Here is a 17,597-nt window from a genome sequence, read left to right on the forward strand (position 1 = left end):
AAATTCTTTACAAAGCGGGCATTGAAAGCCACAACAAACTTATTTAGCCGTAACGTCCGGTAATGTAGTCTTCTGTTTTGCGTTTACTAGGCGTCGTAAATATAGTATTGGTATCGGCATACTCAACCAACTCGCCCATGTACATAAAGGCAGTTTGATCTGACACTCGTGCAGCCTGCTGCATATTATGTGTCACTATCACGACTGTGTACTTAGACTTTAACTCTGTGATTAACTCTTCAATCGTTAAAGTCGAAATTGGATCGAGCGCAGAAGTCGGCTCATCGAGCAACAGGACTTCAGGTTCAATCGCAATCGCTCGCGCAATAACCAGACGTTGTTGTTGACCACCGGAAAGACCGAACGCATTATCATGTAACCTGTCTTTCACTTCATCCCAGATAGCCGCCCCCCGCAGTGATAGCTCTGCCGCTTCATCAAGATCACGTCGATTATTTACCCCTTGGAGGCGCAAACCATACACCACATTCTCATAAATAGACTTAGGAAATGGATTAGGACGCTGAAACACCATACCCACATTACGTCTCAGTGCAGCAACATCGACCTTCTTATCATAGATGTTTTGCCCGTTCAGTAAAATTTCGCCGCTAATATGACAGTTATCCACTAAGTCATTCATACGGTTAATGCAGCGAAGCAAGGTCGACTTACCACAACCACTGGGACCAATAAAAGCAGTAACTTGCTTTTCGGGTATCTTCATCGACACATCAAATAGGGCCTGTTTATCTCCATACTTAAGATCTAAGTTACGGATCTCCAAAGCCGTGTCTTCTTGACTCAAGTTATTGAGGTCTATCTGATTTGTGCTCATGGCAGACTTATCTATCGAAATCATTCTATTTCCTATCACTTAATAGATCTGCTTCGCATCTCTATTGATACCACTGTCGTGGCGATGTTTTTGTCAACAACACTCCCAGAACTTCCACACTATGGGGAGCTTGAGAAAATTAATCTATGCCTTTAATGCTCTAACGACCGGTACTTCTCTCGTAGATGGTTTCGAACAGCAATCGCGGTCAGGTTTAATGACACGATAACGGAAACCAATAAGAAAGACGTTGCATAGACAAGAGGCCTTGCTGCCTCAACATTGGGACTCTGAAAGCCCACATCATATATATGGAAACCTAGGTGCATAAATTTTCGTTCCAGATGCACAAAGGGAAAATTCATGTCTATCGGCAAGTTAGGCGCAAGTTTTACCACACCCACCAGCATTAAGGGAGCCACTTCTCCAGCAGCTCGCGCTACCGCAAGAATAAGCCCCGTCATAATAGCTGGACTTGCCATAGGGATCACGATGCGCCATAAGGTCTCCGCCTTGGTAGCCCCTAATGCTAAGCTGCCTTGGCGAACGGCACTTGGAATACGACTCAGCCCCTCTTCAGTTGACACGATAACCACTGGCAAGGTTAATATTGCTAACGTCAACGCCGACCAGATAACACCTGGAGAGCCAAATGTGGGTGTTGGCAGAGCTTCTGGATAAAAAAGCTGATCCAGCGTACCACCAAACATATAAACAAAAAATCCTAAGCCAAATACACCGTAAACAATTGAGGGCACACCCGCTAAGTTGATCACCGCAATGCGGATCATCTTAGTTACCGGCCCCTTTTTTGCATACTCATGCAGATAGATAGCCGCAACGACACCAAATGGTGTCACAATAACCGCCATCAACATCACCATAAAGACGGTACCAAAAATCGCAGGAAACACTCCTCCTTCGGTATTGGCTTCACGTGGGTCATCACTGATAAAGCGGCCTATACCAACAAACCAATGCCCGACCTTACTCATCAAGCCCATACGATTGGCATAGGTGACATCAAGAATTGAGTTTAACTTTAACGTCACCTCTATACCGCGCATATCTTTAATAATGACAGAGTCACGTCCCGCCTCTTCCCTCAGAGAGAAAAACTGTGTCTCCAACACCTGATAGTCTGCCTCTAACTCAGCTCTTTGAGCTGCAAGCTCACTTTTTCGCAGTTCAGTTAGCTTGTCATCCAATTCATATCCACGCTCTTTTAACCTTAACTTTTCAAGAGCGTAATTAATTGAGCCTATCTCGCTCTTTTGAAGTTTGACCGCCTCATTATTTAACTCAACTGCACGCTCAATATGAGATTCAAACGAACTTTCTACATCATCAAGTACTAAACGTTGACCATTTTCGACGACGGCGATTGGATAACCATAAAAGTCACCGTTTTTACTGCGTTCTATTACGGCAATATTTTCAGGTTTACTGCGTGAAATAATATCCGTCGCTAAGATCCAGCGAAAATCTAAACCGACAAACTCACGGTTACCTGTCTTTACCAGATAACGTTTTACGGTATCGCCAGGCATTGGTTCGAATTGATGTCCCGCCTCGAGCAAACGCTCAGTCGGCACCTCTTCACTGTCATATATTTCACCAATTAAGGTGTATATCTGACCATTTGAATCATTCAGTTCCCATTGGTATATTTCAGCAGGCCAAAAATAACTTAGGCCTCGCCAAGCAATCATCAACAGCAAACCTAGAACGGCAATTAAACTGATGCTGACGGCACCGCCGGTCATCCAGATCCAAGGAGAGCCTGATTTAAACCACTTACCCATGCCCATGATCCAACCCCACAAGATTCAAATGCCCAGCAGTCATACCAAATGTCCAAGGAGAGCCTAACCTAAACCATTTACCCATGATTCAACTCTCTAAGCTTCAAATGCCTAGCAGTCATGTCAAACATCCAAGGAGAGCCAGACTTAAACCACTTACCCATATTCAAGTTCATATGCCTAATCATCATGTCTTTATACCCAAGCCACTTGGGTATAATTTAAAGTGAGCTATAACGTTCACGAAGACGCTGCCTGACCACTTCTGCAATCGTGTTAAAGAAAAAAGTAAAAATAAACAATACGAATGCAGCTAAGAAGAGCACTCGATAATGAGAACTGCCAATGGCTGACTCAGGCATTTCAACGGCAATATTAGCCGCCAATGTTCTCATGCCTTCAAACACGCTCCACTCCATGATGGCCGTGTTCCCCGTCGCCATTAACACAATCATGGTTTCACCCACAGCGCGGCCCAGTCCCATCATCACAGCAGAGAAAATCCCAGGACTGGCAGTGAGTAACACCACTCGAGTCAAGGTTTGCCAGTTTGTCGCACCCAATGCCAAACTGCCATTAGATAAGTGACGAGGCACGGAGAAAATCGCATCTTCAGCAATGGAGAATATCGTGGGTATCACAGCAAACCCCATGGCGATGCCAACAACCAATGCATTGCGTTGATCGAAGGTAATACCAAGTTCATTAGTGATAAACATACGAGAATCACCGTTAAATAATGCGACCTCAATCGCAGGACTAATGGCAAAAGAGAACCAACCGATAAAGAGGATCACGGGAATTAACATCAGCTCCTGATATGTTTCAGGTAATCTTTGCTTCCACCTGCCGGGCAAGTGATACCAGCCAAAAGCACTAGACAGGATTGAAACCGGCAGTAAGATCAACAAGACTAAGATCCCCGGCAGATTATCCTCGATTAAAGGAGCAAGCCAAAGCCCAGCCAAAAATCCCAAGATGACAGTGGGTAAGGCTTCCATAATTTCAATGGTGGGTTTGACGACAGCGCGGACTTTAGGAGACATGAAATATGCGGTGTACACAGCACCAGCCAGTGCTAAAGGCGTAGCGAATAGCATGGCATAGAATGCGGCTTTCATGGTACCGAACGCCAGCGGCATTAAGCTTAACTTAGCTTCAAAATCATCAGAACCTGAAGTTGATTGCCATACATATTTAGGCTCTGGGTACCCCTCATACCAGACCTTGTTCCACATGGCGTTCCATGACACTTCAGGGTGTTCATTTTTCACGCTAAATAGGTGTAATTGATCACCCGCTTCGACAACAAGTGCATTAGATCGCGGGCTAAAGCCCATTATCTTAGGGTCATTGAGATCAAATGTCTCAGAAAACAGCTTACGTTGACTGGTGGTATAGAGCAGTGAAAGCTCGCCTTGCTCACTGATTGTGATAAAGCTTTTTCGATAGAATTCACTGGCAATACTGGCAATAGGCCCAAGTTTATCGAAACTTCTTATCTCTTGATATTGACGACCCTTTTCACCATTAACTTGAAAATACTGAGCCACTAAACCTGAATCATAACTCACAAGCAGTGAACTGGCGCCTGCAAGTAAACTCACCTTTTTTACTTTGGCATTGGCTAATTCAAGCTCGATCACTTGCATTAATTGCAAATCTTCAACATCGCGAATATCGTAAACAAATAACTTATCAGCGCTTCTTAAAATGAGTTGGCGCTGATCTGGTGTCATCAATTGCTGCTGAACAGAAAAAGGTGTTTCTTGAATAATTCCCTTCGACGAGACCCATTCGACCTCTTCAGTCATCATGTTCTCTTCGCCCTCCTGACGCGCCAAACGCCAGACCTTAGCATCATCTTGATAGATAAAACTCATCATCTCACTGTTATAACCAAAGGCTAGGTTATGAAGTGCTGAACCATTTTCATCAATGGTTAACGCATCCTGACCCGCAGGAAACCGAATCTCAGGTGTAATAAGGCGATGATTATTCGGGTAGGTCACCCCAAAATTCACTTCAGCTAACAGGAGCTGACCATTATCTAAGCCGAGTGCAAATCGCTGTTCACTCGGTGCAGAGACCGCACCACTGGAAACGTGTACACCATCAGGTAAAACCAAGTGTTCCCGCTCGATAAGTTTCCCTGCTGTAGCGGTGTAAAAATCTACCTGACCGGTGTCCGATACACGGTAAATGATCTCATTTTGCTCATCGCTACCGACCATCAACGCGGGCGTTACATCACTGAACAGATCGACATTGATCACAGGCTTTACTTCAGCGCCGTCAAAGATAGGTTTAACTATGTATAGGAGATAAAAAAAGATCAATAACAGCGCCACAAAAACCATGGTTCCACCTATGGTCACTCCCACCTGAGTCAACTTGTCTGTTATAGCTCTGCGACGTGAACCTTTACCCATAAGTAGGTTTTTAACCTTAGGTTCAGATTTTATCGCTTGAGTATCCATTAAAACCTCGTTAATTAAGTCATCGGTTGACTTTTCACTGGGATTATTTCGATTGCTATGCTAAAAAGAGTCAAGCTCTTAATTCAGATAACTAGCATTATATGACGCAAAGATGACACTAGTGTTACAGCGGATTAGGCTAGAGAGAATAATTAATCATAGGAGAAATATCAACATGTTACGCTACTTAGTTACTCTTCAGGTACCGGATAAAAATGGATTGGTTGAACAGATTTCTCATGCTGTAAGTCGACATGGAGGAAACTGGTTAGATTCAGAACTGCGTCACATTGATGGTATTTTTGCCGCCATCCTATTATTAGAGGTTCCTGCATCAAATTGGGAGACCTTAGTCGAAAATCTAGAATGTATTGAAGGCTTAAGTTTAACCTTTGCAAAAACCAGCAAAGAACCTCTACTATCTACCCATAAAAGCTACTCTTTAGTCGCCTATGACAGGCCCGGTTTAGTGCATGATATATCAAATAAAATCAGTGCTCTTGGAATAAACATTGAACATTTTAGTACCCGTTATGAAAGTGCTGGTCATACCGGAGTCGCCCTCTTTAGAGCAAACTTTGATGTAGGCATGAACAGTGACGAACAAGAGGAACGACTAAGCCAAGCCCTTTACGCCATAGGTGATGATGTCGTGTTAGACGAAATCTAGCTAAACATCTGTATTTATAAGGGAGGAGCATCTCCCTTATAAATATCAATCAAGATCACCTTAAAGCACTCCACTGCAGATCCTATACTTCCATCCAAACAATCGAAAAAATCAATCAAGAATCATGTCAACAATCTGATAGACTACTCGAAAATAAACACTATTAAATACAAGAGTCAATGGGGACAGGATTAACTCTCCCTGCAGAGCAAAAACGCACTTGCCAACAATTCAGGCTAGGAATACCTCATGTTAGGACTTATAAGAAAAATGCGCGCCACGCTGGATGATAACCAACAGGTGCAATACCAACTGCCAATCGGTGATCAGTTACTCGACATGAACCCACTGATAGGCACGACAGTGACCTTGACCCATACGGGTAAAATTTGTTGCAGTAATTGCGGTAAGAAAACCAAGAAGAGTTACTCTCAAGGCCATTGCTTTGTCTGTATGAAGAAACTGGCCAGTTGTGATATGTGCATCATGAAACCTGAGACTTGCCATTTTGCACAAGGAACCTGTCGTGAGCCCCAGTGGGGAGAAGCGAACTGTTTCGTGCCGCACTATGTTTATCTTTCAAATACTTCAGGACTTAAAGTGGGCATTACCCGTCACACTCAGTTACCTACCCGCTGGATAGATCAGGGCGCGACTCAAGGCCTGCCTATTTTGAAAGTATCAAGCAGACAAATTTCAGGTCTTGTGGAAGTTGAACTGGCTAAAATGATTGCCGATAAAACTAACTGGCGCACTATGCTCAAGGGCAATGCAGAAGATATAGATCTCAAAGCTAAGGCCGCAGAACTACTGCCTGAAGTTGAACATAAAATATATGAGATCTGCATGACTAATGGAGAGTACGCCATTGAGAAGTTAGATGAAGAGATACAGGGCATTCACTTTCCTGTGACTGAATTCCCCACCAAAATCAGCTCACATAATTTCGATAAAGACCCCGTCGTTAGCGGGATATTACTCGGCATTAAGGGGCAATATTTAATCTTCGATACAGGGGTAATTAATCTTAGAAAGTTTACCTCTTATGAGATCAGTGTTAGCTAACACATTGTATTTATAGGGCTAGAAACTGGCCCTTTTAGACTTCCAATAAAACCACTGAACAGTCACCCCAAATATCACTGTAATTAATTCCCTTAGATTACACATGGACAAAACACTCACATTAATTTAACATTTAAATAACATGGAAGTTAGTCGACTCATTAGTATAATAATTTAACTACTAATAGAAAAACACAAGGGAGTGTATCGTGACAGATTTAACACCAGTTATTCCCCCCTATCAAACCTTCAAACAACTTATTGGTAGAGCAGTAAATGTTGAAGATACCCAAGGCAACTCTCTCGAGCTCATTTTAGATGAAGTCGTTCCCGGATCTGCCCATAGCCAAAATTATGAAAGCTTTACCACACGTCTAAAAGACACCTTACCCAACCGCGTTCCACAAGGTTGCTATACCTTCAGCCACCCAATGATTGGCAAGCAATGGCTATTTTGCTCAGCAATCTCAGCCACTCAATATGAAATTGTCATTAATAGGGAAGCAGAGACTAAGCTATGACGTTATTACTCGCTCGGTTCTCGGCTCGCCACTCCATTAACAGATACACCTCGTCGGTCACCGTCTTTAACTTAAAACCCAAACGTTCATATAAACCTCTGGCTGGATTATTTCGCTCAACGTGTATGGTCACAGCTAAACCTAAATCTCTAGCTTCAGCAAACAAGTTTTCAAACAACTTAGTTGAAATGCCTAAACCACGAAACTCAGGTAACAAAGAGATATCAACGATACGGATCTCTTGACGTTCATCGAGCCAGTAATCAACAAACAAGCGACCTACAGACTGATTCTGTAAATAGATAATATTAAACCTGTCAGCTGAGTAATGCTGACAATAGTAACGGTACTGGGCATTGAACTGCTCAGATAAAAAGGAATTTAATTGCGATTCAGGCCAGTTAGCAGCAGCAAATTCATCTCGGCGAACACTGGTATAGAGGCGTAATAGAAAGGGCAAATCGACTTCACTATGAGGTTTTAAAACCAGTGAAGAGAGTTGTAAATCGCTCATGTTTGGACATTTTTATGCAGTAAATGATGAGTACCCAACATACGCAAAGGAATGAAAATAACAAGCTTAGGAGAGTAACAATGTCAGAACCTTTTATAGGTGAAATCAAAATGGTGTCCTTTAATTATGCCCCTCGTAGCTACGCTAAATGCGATGGAGCCCTTCTTCCTATTTCACAAAATGATGCCATGTATGCACTGTTAGGTACGCAGTATGGTGGAGATGGTCGAACAAACTTTAAACTACCCGATCTACGAGGACGAACGCCTATGCATCAAGGAAATGGGCCAGGTCTTACTTCTCGCGCGATGGGACAAAGTTTTGGTAGCCAAACCAACAGATTAGATATATCACAGCTCCCTACTCACTCGCACTCACTTGCCGACATTGAAGCGCCTATTAATGCTGAATTGAATATTAGCATTCCCGCTTCAAGTGAAAATGCCACTCAAGACTCACCTATCGATGGTGTGATGGCAACAGCCATTTCAGCAGGGCGAGCAGTGCCCTCTTACGCCGCCGAGTCAAACGGGGATATGAAAGCCTTTAAAGCGGGGTTTAATACCACCGCACAGCTTAACGGTAACACTCAAAATACCGATAATAATACTGAAATTAACAATCTGCAGCCAGTGCAAGTCGTTAATTTTATTATCGCTCTGCTGGGAATCTTCCCTCCGAGAAGCTAATTATTATTTTTGAAAATCTTACAAGAGCAGCTCTGCTGCTCTATTTTAAAAAATAACCAGGATGACCACCATGAATAGGCTCTCACTCCACACAATGACACTTATTGCAGTGACTATTTTTTCCCCTTGGGTACACAGTGCTGCCGATGTGGACTTTATCGGTGTAGTAGCCAATGCCAACCTAGGTCAACCCTATATCCATGGTGATTTTACTTTTGATCAAGATGTTAGTGGAGGTGGAGCTGAATTTATTGGGATAATTGGTGGGGGAGCAATAGGAAACGTGGATGGGGGCTTAAACTCCAACATAGTGACCTTTAAAACAACAGACGGTAGTGAGTTTAGCCTTGTTTCTTTCCAACTGGAATCGGCAGCAGGCGATGATATTTACCTCGTTTCCGCTTATAAGGATGGTACAATACTCATTGGCGAAAGTTGGAATTTAACTGGCCAATATGGTTCTTACTTTACCTTTACCCCCACGAGTACACTTTTTAACGACACTGATGAGATACGGATAAGTAATAATGACAATTCAATCGGATTTATTGTTGTTAACCTCGACAATATCGACGTTGATGTTGCCGTTCCACCTAACTCAGCCCCAATCACAGCCAACTTCAATGGTGACAGCTTCAGCTACACCGAAGGCGATGGAACACAAACACTCGATCAGGGGACCAGCGCAACACTGACCGATGCTGACAGCGCCAACCTCAATGATGGTAATCTGACACTCACCATCACCTCAGGCAAAGATGCAACAGAAGACTTATTATCAATCGATACTAGCGGTTCAGTCACATTAGCGGGAATCACTGCAGGCAACAATGTATCAATAACAGGCCCTGGCGTCGTTGGCACCTTGGGCAATAATATCGCTGCAGGGAATGACTTTGTCATCAACTTAAACGCCACAGCAACCCCTGCACATCTGCAAACATTAGTACGCGCCCTCACCTACCAAAACAGCGATATTGATAATCCCACTACAGGGGCTCGAAATATACGTTTAACAGTCAATGATGGTGATGGCGGCACATCAGCTAATGCCGATATCACTGTGACGGTAGCTGGCAGCAATGATGCTCCAGTTCTCACCAATTTGAGTGGAGATAGCTTAAATTATAATGAGGGTGATGGTGCTAAACTGATCGACCAAGCCGCTAATGCCAGTCTAAACGACGTAGACTCATCTGATTTTAATACAGGTAACCTAAGCGTTTCTATTATTACCAATAAAGATGCTGCTGAAGATATTTTAGGTTTTGATAATAGCGTGACAACAAGCGGCGGTGCAGGAGATACTGTCACCATTAGTGCAACAAACGTAGGTACGCTAGCAAACTCCATCTCTGCTGGTAATGACTTAGTTGTTAACTTTACGAACAATGCCAACCCAGCGTTAATTCAAGCCCTTATCCGCAGCGTGACTTACACCAATAGTGATAACCTGATCCCGACGCAAAGTACACGAACGGTAAGATTTACCGTGTCTGATGGTGATGGTGGAACCAGTTCAAATAATGATACGAGTGTTATCGTCAGCCAAGTTAACGGTGCTCCCCTAGGGAGCAATAAGACGTTAACCCCCAACCAAGCGAGCATTCTCCCCCTTACCACCAGCGATTTTAGTTACAGCGATCCTGAAGGTGACACATTAAACCGTATCACTATCATCAATGCACCTGCCAGCGGTTCACTCTGGGTTGATCTAGATGCGAGTAACAGCATAAATAATGCTGAATCGGCGCTCACTTCCAGCGATACTGTCACTAAAGCAAACTTAGATGCGAGCTTATTAAAATACAGCCCCAGTGGGTCAACAAGTACTAATTTCACCTTTACCGTCAATGATGGCAGTGCTGACTCCGCAAGCAATTACACCATCACATTAACGGTTAATGCCCAGCCTACAGTGACCATTAATCAAGCTTCGGGACAGAGCGATCCCACCAATAATGCCACCGTGACGTTCGACGTGGTGTTTAATGAATCTATCTCAGGCTTTGATATAACAGATATCGACTTAAGTGGCGATGTGACTGCCAATGTGACCTCGGTTTCCGCTTCTTCTGGCACAGGTTTTACCGTCACAACCAATATCAATGCCAATGAGGGCGATATTATCGCTCAAATCATTGCGGGCGGAGTGACCGATGCCTCTGGGGCCACGAACCAACCCAGTACCAGCACTGACAACACAATAGAATACGATATTAGTGCACCAGCAAGCCCAAGTGGTTTAGACCTTGTCATCAGCTCAGATTCAGGCAACAGTGATAGCGATAATCTCACTTCTGATACAACACCTGAGATTTCAGGCAATGGTGAAACAGGAGCAAGCATTACGCTATTTAGTGATATTGATCACAGCGGCACTCTCAATGGTAGTGAAGCCTCAGTAACAACAAGTGTCAGCACGGGGACTTGGTCAGTGTCAATGCCGACTATAGCCAGTACAAGCCACTCTTTAAAAGCATTTCAAACCGATCCTGCCGGTAACGCGTCACCAGTGAGTGCTACTCTCACCATAGAGATAGATACCGTTGCTCCTAGCGGACATGGTGCAGTTATTGATCAAGACCCGATAAATAACGGTAATCAAGATTCGGTCAGTTTTACCTTTACTGCAGGCGAGGTAAGCAGCAATTACTCATACACATTAACCAGCTCTGGTGGCGGAACACCTTTGACAGGTACTGGCACGCTATCAACAGCAATCGATACCATAACCAATATTGATGTCAGTAGCTTAACTGATGGGACATTGACCCTTAGCACGATTTTAACTGATGCTGCAGGTAACAGTGCTGCGGCAGTAAACGATACCAGCGTTAAAGACAGCAGTGCGCCAAACGGGCACGATGTCAGCATAGATCAAGCACTTATTTTAACCTCCAACGATAATGCACTGAGTTTCACATTTTCAGGAGCTGAATCCGGTGCTAACTTCGTCTATACAATCAACTCCAGTGGTGGAGGAAGTATTAACGGAACGGGGTCTTTAACCACAGTAAATGACACCATCTCCAATATCGATATGACGTCTCTTAGCGATGGAGTCTTAACTCTATCAGTGGTTGTAACTGACATTAACGGTAATGCAGCAACGGCAGTAATCGATACCGTAAACAAAGATGCCTTAGGCCCTGTGATTCAATCTGTAGGATTAAACACTGGCAACATTAAGGCTGATGAGACCATCTTAGTCTCTGTGCAGTTTGATGATATCGTAATACTTTCAGGGTCTAACTCTACAGCCACGCTTTCAATTGGCGGCATCAGCCGAACCGCGGTTTATACCAGTGGGCACAACACATCCAGCTTAGACTTTAGTTATACTGTTATTAGTGGTGATAACGACAGTGATGGTGTCACGCTAACATCTGTTCAAGGGAATTCTGATACAGCGAAAGATGCCAATGGCAACGATGTCGACTTTAGCTTTACAGCTTTTACTGAAGCAAATTTACTCGTTGATACACAAACTCCGGTAGTGGCAACACCACTTCAGGCATCGCAAACAGTCAATGCAGATACGCTAACCTTATCTCAAAACAATTACCCAGAAGATGGGATCACTGTGATTGCACTCTCCGATTCAGATGGCAATGGTATCGCTGACAATAATACGCCATTAGCCAGTATCACATCAAACTCAGGCTCATGGTCTCTAACCCTTAATCTGTCTCAAAATGCGGATAACTACTTTATCTTGCGCACTACAGATCAAGCTGGAAACATGACAGATACAGCAATAGGCAACTATCTTGAAGATTCGATAGCTCCAGACGATGCTATCATCTTGAGTCCTATTGCCCACGTGTATCAATCTACTAACACAATTACAATTCAAGGCAGCCAGAGTGAGAATGGGGTATCGGTAAGTCTCTATTCAGATGCTGATAACAATGGTGTCGCCGACAGTAATACAGCTGTGGCATCAAGCGTAGTTGTGGCAAACAGCTGGAACATAGCGCTAACCTTGTCCGATAATACAAATGCTAACTATGTGGTTATAGCTCAAGATGATGCAGGAAACAGTGCCCAAGCTGTGGATCTCGTTACCCTCACCCATGACAATATCAACCCTATCGCTGACATAACTATAGTAACAAGTTTAGATAACACTCCGACTCTTAGGGGGTCAGTGACCGATGCAGGGGGAATAGCTAACCTATCTTTTACTTTGGAAGCCAGCGACAACACAATTTTTGGACCTTTCGATGCCGACAGCTTTAGCGATATAAATAGCGGTGAATGGCTCGACAGTGAACTGGCAAGTACGTTAATTGACGACAGCTATGACGCTCACCTCTCACCCATAGATCTAGCTGGCAATACACAAATCCTCACTATTTCAGATGCGATCAGAATCGATACGATTAGTCCCAACGGGTACAGCATAGAAATAGAACAAGATAGGATCGATACCAACAATGAGTCGGCACTTAGCTTTATCATTACAGGTGGAAATATTGGTGAAAGTTTTATCTATCAGATAAGTGACGGCAGTAGCTCTGTCACTGGTAGCGGCACCATTAATATTAGCAATAACAGTAATTCGCAAACCATCAGCAATATTGATGTCAGCAGTTTAAATGAAGGCACACTTACTTTAACACTTTCATTGACTGATATCGCTGGAAATCAAGGTCTGAATGTCACTGACAGTCTAAACAAGTTCTATAACCTTGCGCCAGTGATCACCCAAGGAAACACGATAACTGTCACCATGAGTGAAGATGCAACACCAACCCCCTTTAGTCTCAATTTAACCGCTTCAGATCAAGATGGTGATTCGCTCAACTGGCAAATAACCTCGGGGACGAATAAAGGAGCAGCTTTACTTCAGGTCTCTGGCTATAACACCACAGTCAGCTACCTTCCAACAGCGAACTTCAATGGCAATGACAGCTTAACAGTGCAAGTCAGTGATGGAAGCTTAACCTCACAGATCACGATCAACATTGTAATCACAGCGGTTAACGATGCTCCAAGGATCTCAGGTAATCCAATCACTTCAATTAGTGAAGATATCCCCTTTAATTTTGCACCTGTGGTTAGTGATATAGACAGCACCCTTCTTAGTTGCAGTATTAGCGGATTGCCAACATGGGCAAGTTTTAATACCGTAACAGGAGTGTTAAGTGGTACTCCGACTAACGCAAACGTGGGAACTCATGAGCATATCATTATCACTGTAAAAGACAATTTAGGTGCTATAAAGAGCCTGCCAAGTTTTAGCATCACAGTGACCAATGTTAATGATGCGCCTGTTATCAGTGGCTCACCTGCCAGCTCTGTTGATGAAGACAGTCTTTACAGTTTCACGCCAACCATGCTTGATGCCGACAGTGATGACACTCACCAGTTTTCAATCAGCAATAAACCTGACTGGGCAAACTTTAACAACAGCAACGGAACTCTGTCTGGCACTCCAGTCAATGAAAATATAGGCACAAGCAGTAATATCATTATCAGCGTCACCGACAGTGCCAACGCAACAGCAAGCCTGTCCGTCTTTAGCATTGAAGTTAATAATACGAATGACGTTCCTGTTCTCCATACTTCCGAGCTTGAAGCCAAAGAAGATTCTGAGCTATTGTTTAGCTTAAATATCAGTGATGATGACAATGATGAATTGACCCTTACTTTAGTCACTCAGCCTCAACACGGCTCTCTTAACACCAGCGGTTCACTGTGGCGCTATCAAGCTGATACCAATTACCATGGCGATGACAATTTCACCATTCTCATTAACGATGAGGAAACCAGCTCAGAACCTATTGAGGTGAGTATCAATGTACTTCCCGTCAATGATGCTCCTCAGGCGCACAATGACAGTTTCGAACTCGACTATACGCCCAACAGGAATTACAGTTTACCGGTTTTGGCTAACGATCAAGATGTCGACGAAGACACACTTACCTTAGTCAGTGCTCAGTCGAGTTTAGGCGAAGTGATAATAGAGAATGAAGCACTACTGCTTACTTTAAATTCAGGTGTCACTGGCGATATTAACTTAAGCTACCTCATCGTTGATCCAGATGGTGAGAGCAGCCAAGCAGAAGTTAGTCTGCAGATAAAACCGAACGATGAAGCACTGCCCATATTAACGGTTCCCGAAGCCGTTAGTGTCCAAGCCCAAGGTTTATTTACCCGAGTTGATCTAGGCGTAGCAATCGCATTCGACAGTAAAGGTGAAGCGCTGCCAGTTAGCCTTCGATACGGACAGCCTCTATTCCAACCAGGTCGTCATTTGGTCTATTGGGAAACCACTGACAGTAACGGCAATACTAAAGTTGCCAGTCAACAGGTCGATGTCTACCCCTTAGTCAACTTCCATAAAGATCAATTTGTTGTAGAGGGAACTTCAGCATCAGTTACTCTCTCCCTCAATGGCGATTCACCGCAATATCCCGTCGTTATCGACTTTACCCTTGAAGGCGATGCACGGGTAGATGAAGACTATCGTCTGTCCAGCCAGCAAGCTGTTATCACATCGGGACGGGATGTGACACTGATGATAGAGATCCTTGCTGACAATATCGATGAGCCTAAGGAGCAGTTAGAACTGGTTATCGATGAGTCGGTTAATCGTGGCTATAAACCAAACCATACTCTATATATCGTTAACCACAATGTCGCACCAGAAATAGCGTTTGAGATAAGCCAAGCATCAGATCAAAGACAGATGCTTGGCATTGATGGCGGAGAGATCATTATTACCGCCAAATACTCAGATATTAACAGCAGTGATCAACTTACGCTCAGTTGGAATTTGAACACAATGCAGGTCCAAGATTTAGATCCATCAACCGATGTAATACGTTTCGACCCTATAGAGTTAGAACCTGGCTACTATCCAATCAGAGCAGAGGTATCTGATGGGGTATTGGGCACCCAAGTTCAGGCCAACCTTCACTTAGTCGCCAGCTTGCCCACACTCGACAATACTGATACTGATGGTGATATGATCCCGGATAATTTTGAAGGTTTTGGTGATGATGATCTAGACGGAGTCCCAAATTTCCAAGATGCACTACCGAGTTGTAACGTTCAGCCTGAGAATGTGGATGAACAGGTTCAATACCTCACTGAAGGGGAAGCTGGCGTATGCATTAACGTAGGCAGTATTGCCACTGGCGGGCAACGAAACACTCTATTGCTTGATGAAGATGATGCATTACCAGAAGACAGTGAATTTCGCTTTAGCGGTGGAGTATTTGATTTTGTGGCTAGCGGCCTTCCAGTTCAAGGTAATCAATACCGTATTGTTCTACCCTTAACTAAGGCGATCCCCACCGATGCTATATACCGTAAATATAGTGAGACTCAAGGTTGGTACGACTTCGTTCAAGACGAATTTAATCAACTCCACAGTAGCCTGGGTGAACCCGGATACTGTCCATCTCCAGGGGATCTCAGTTGGCAAACAGGCTTAATAGAGGGAAGCTGGTGTATACAGTTAACAATCGTTGACGGTGGCCCTAATGATGACGATGGTGAAGCCAATTTTCACATCACAGATCCTGGCGGAGTTGCCACCATAAATACCAGCAACTTAGCGCCCCATGCTGAGGATGACATTGTGGTGCTTATTGAGTCCAGCTTGTTGCTGTTAGATCCAACACTGAATGATAGCGATCCTGAAGGCGGTAATATTCAGTTACTCAATGCTCAAGGCAGATTAGGTGCTGCTAGCATTAACCAAGCAGGCCTTTTGCAATATCAGGCACCTGCAGGTTACCTAGGAGAGGATGAAGTGCACTACACCATTATCGATAGAGAAGGCAATAGTGCCACCGCCCGCGTACTCATCACAGTTAAAGCAAATAAAATGCCAGTAACAGTAAACGATCACGCAACAACCGATGATAGAACCAGCATAGTGGTAGATGTGATCTCCAATGACATCGATGAGCAGGTGTTGCAGCTTATCTATGTCGATGCCGAAATAGGAAAAGTGGGTATCACGGCCAATGACCAGCTTCAATACACACCACAATTAGGTTATGAAGGAGAAGATCAGGTACTTTATCGCATTCAAGATCCACTAGGTGCACAAATGGAAGGAATACTCATTGTGACAGTAGATGCATACCAGATAATTGAAGTGAAAAATGAGAGTAGTGGCGGCTCAATGGGCTTATTTAGTGCCGCTCTGCTGCTATTATTGGGAGCCTTGAGGCGAAGTAAGGGCCTTATAAGCTTACTAAGTGTTAGTCTGATATTTTGTGGCGCAGCCCATGCACAATGGAGTGTTAATGCCCAAAGCGGCTATAGCCGGACATCAAGTGACGTTGACATATCACAACTTGAAAGCCTCGGCTTACTGGTTGATCAGTTCTCAAATAATAATAGAGATTGGAGTTGGAGCCTAGGCATAGACTATGAGGTAGTTCCAAACTGGCAAGTAAACTTAGGCTATCAAAATCTGGGTAACTATGAATTTAGCGTTCAAGGAGAGGCATTGAGCCTAGCTCCCATTATTGGGTTGGCCTCCACTTTGGGTCCACGTTCAGCAACGGGAATCGACCTCGGACTCAGTTATCGCTGGGAGGTGAGTGATTCTATCGGTTTAATGCTAGGTGGTGGTTTCTGGTTCTGGGAGAGTGATTTTACTAGCCTAATAAACCAGACACGGGTAAGTATTGATGAAAATGGCAGTGACTGGTTTAGTGATATATCAGTTTACTGGAGAATTGCTCCCCAATGGCAGATAGATCTAGGATGGCAACGCTTCATTATTGATAAGAATCATATCGACAACGGCTTTGCGCGTATCAGCTTTATGTTTTAACCGCTCTAGGTTATGGCCCTATCGCGCACACTAAAATAAATATAACGTCGGTGTCCTATCATTTTTCTGGCCACCGCCTATCTTCATATAGCAAGTTAATATTAGCTTGCAGCCCATCCTTCCTATCAATTCTGCCAAAAGCTTGATCAGTTCAAAACACTTATAAACTCGATATTAAGGGGGATGGCAAACATAATGACTAAAAA

General features: G+C 43.8%; 9 protein-coding genes. 5 read left to right on the top strand and 4 right to left on the bottom strand.

The genetic code is table 11. The features are described 5' to 3' along the window. Positions 1-43: 43 nt before the first annotated feature. From pstB to HWQ47_RS17730, 3 genes are all read right to left on the bottom strand, one after another. Entirely contained in the window at positions 44-862 is an 819-nt protein-coding gene (gene pstB, locus HWQ47_RS17720) for a phosphate ABC transporter ATP-binding protein PstB (protein ID WP_269967385.1), read from the bottom strand. A gap of 128 nt (positions 863-990) precedes the next feature. Then, complete coding sequence (gene pstA, locus HWQ47_RS17725; protein WP_269967386.1) at positions 991-2,643, bottom strand: phosphate ABC transporter permease PstA; 1,653 nt, start codon at positions 2,641-2,643, stop codon at positions 991-993. A 221-nt stretch (positions 2,644-2,864) separates the two neighbouring features. Next, entirely contained in the window at positions 2,865-5,123 is a 2,259-nt protein-coding gene (locus HWQ47_RS17730; protein WP_269967387.1) for an ABC transporter permease subunit, read from the bottom strand. Between the two features lie 175 nt (positions 5,124-5,298). Here HWQ47_RS17730 and HWQ47_RS17735 point away from each other — a divergent pair, with 175 nt between their 5' ends. From HWQ47_RS17735 to HWQ47_RS17745, 3 genes are all read left to right on the top strand, one after another. Next, complete coding sequence (locus HWQ47_RS17735) at positions 5,299-5,793, top strand: glycine cleavage system protein R (protein WP_269967388.1); 495 nt, start codon at positions 5,299-5,301, stop codon at positions 5,791-5,793. 249 nt (positions 5,794-6,042) lie between these two features. Continuing rightward, positions 6,043-6,858 (top strand): DUF2797 domain-containing protein, encoded by an 816-nt coding sequence (locus HWQ47_RS17740; RefSeq protein ID WP_269967389.1) that lies wholly within the window; start codon positions 6,043-6,045, stop codon positions 6,856-6,858. Positions 6,859-7,067: 209 nt separating this feature from the next. Then, positions 7,068-7,379, top strand: coding sequence for a DUF6916 family protein (locus HWQ47_RS17745; protein ID WP_269967390.1), 312 nt, complete (start codon positions 7,068-7,070; stop codon positions 7,377-7,379). Here HWQ47_RS17745 and HWQ47_RS17750 read toward each other — a convergent pair. Continuing rightward, positions 7,369-7,893, bottom strand: coding sequence for a GNAT family N-acetyltransferase (locus HWQ47_RS17750; protein WP_269967391.1), 525 nt, complete (start codon positions 7,891-7,893; stop codon positions 7,369-7,371). The genes HWQ47_RS17745 and HWQ47_RS17750 overlap by 11 nt on opposite strands. An 80-nt stretch (positions 7,894-7,973) precedes the next feature. Here HWQ47_RS17750 and HWQ47_RS17755 point away from each other — a divergent pair, with 80 nt between their 5' ends. Next, complete coding sequence (locus HWQ47_RS17755; protein ID WP_269967392.1) at positions 7,974-8,582, top strand: phage tail protein; 609 nt, start codon at positions 7,974-7,976, stop codon at positions 8,580-8,582. 70 nt (positions 8,583-8,652) lie between these two features. Next, the gene (locus tag HWQ47_RS17760) at positions 8,653-17,391 is read left to right on the top strand and encodes a tandem-95 repeat protein (protein ID WP_269967393.1); all 8,739 of its coding nucleotides are present in this window, start codon (positions 8,653-8,655) and stop codon (positions 17,389-17,391) included. Positions 17,392-17,597 lie beyond the last annotated feature (206 nt).

Source organism: Shewanella sp. MTB7 (genome assembly GCF_027571385.1).
Classification (GTDB): domain Bacteria; phylum Pseudomonadota; class Gammaproteobacteria; order Enterobacterales; family Shewanellaceae; genus Shewanella.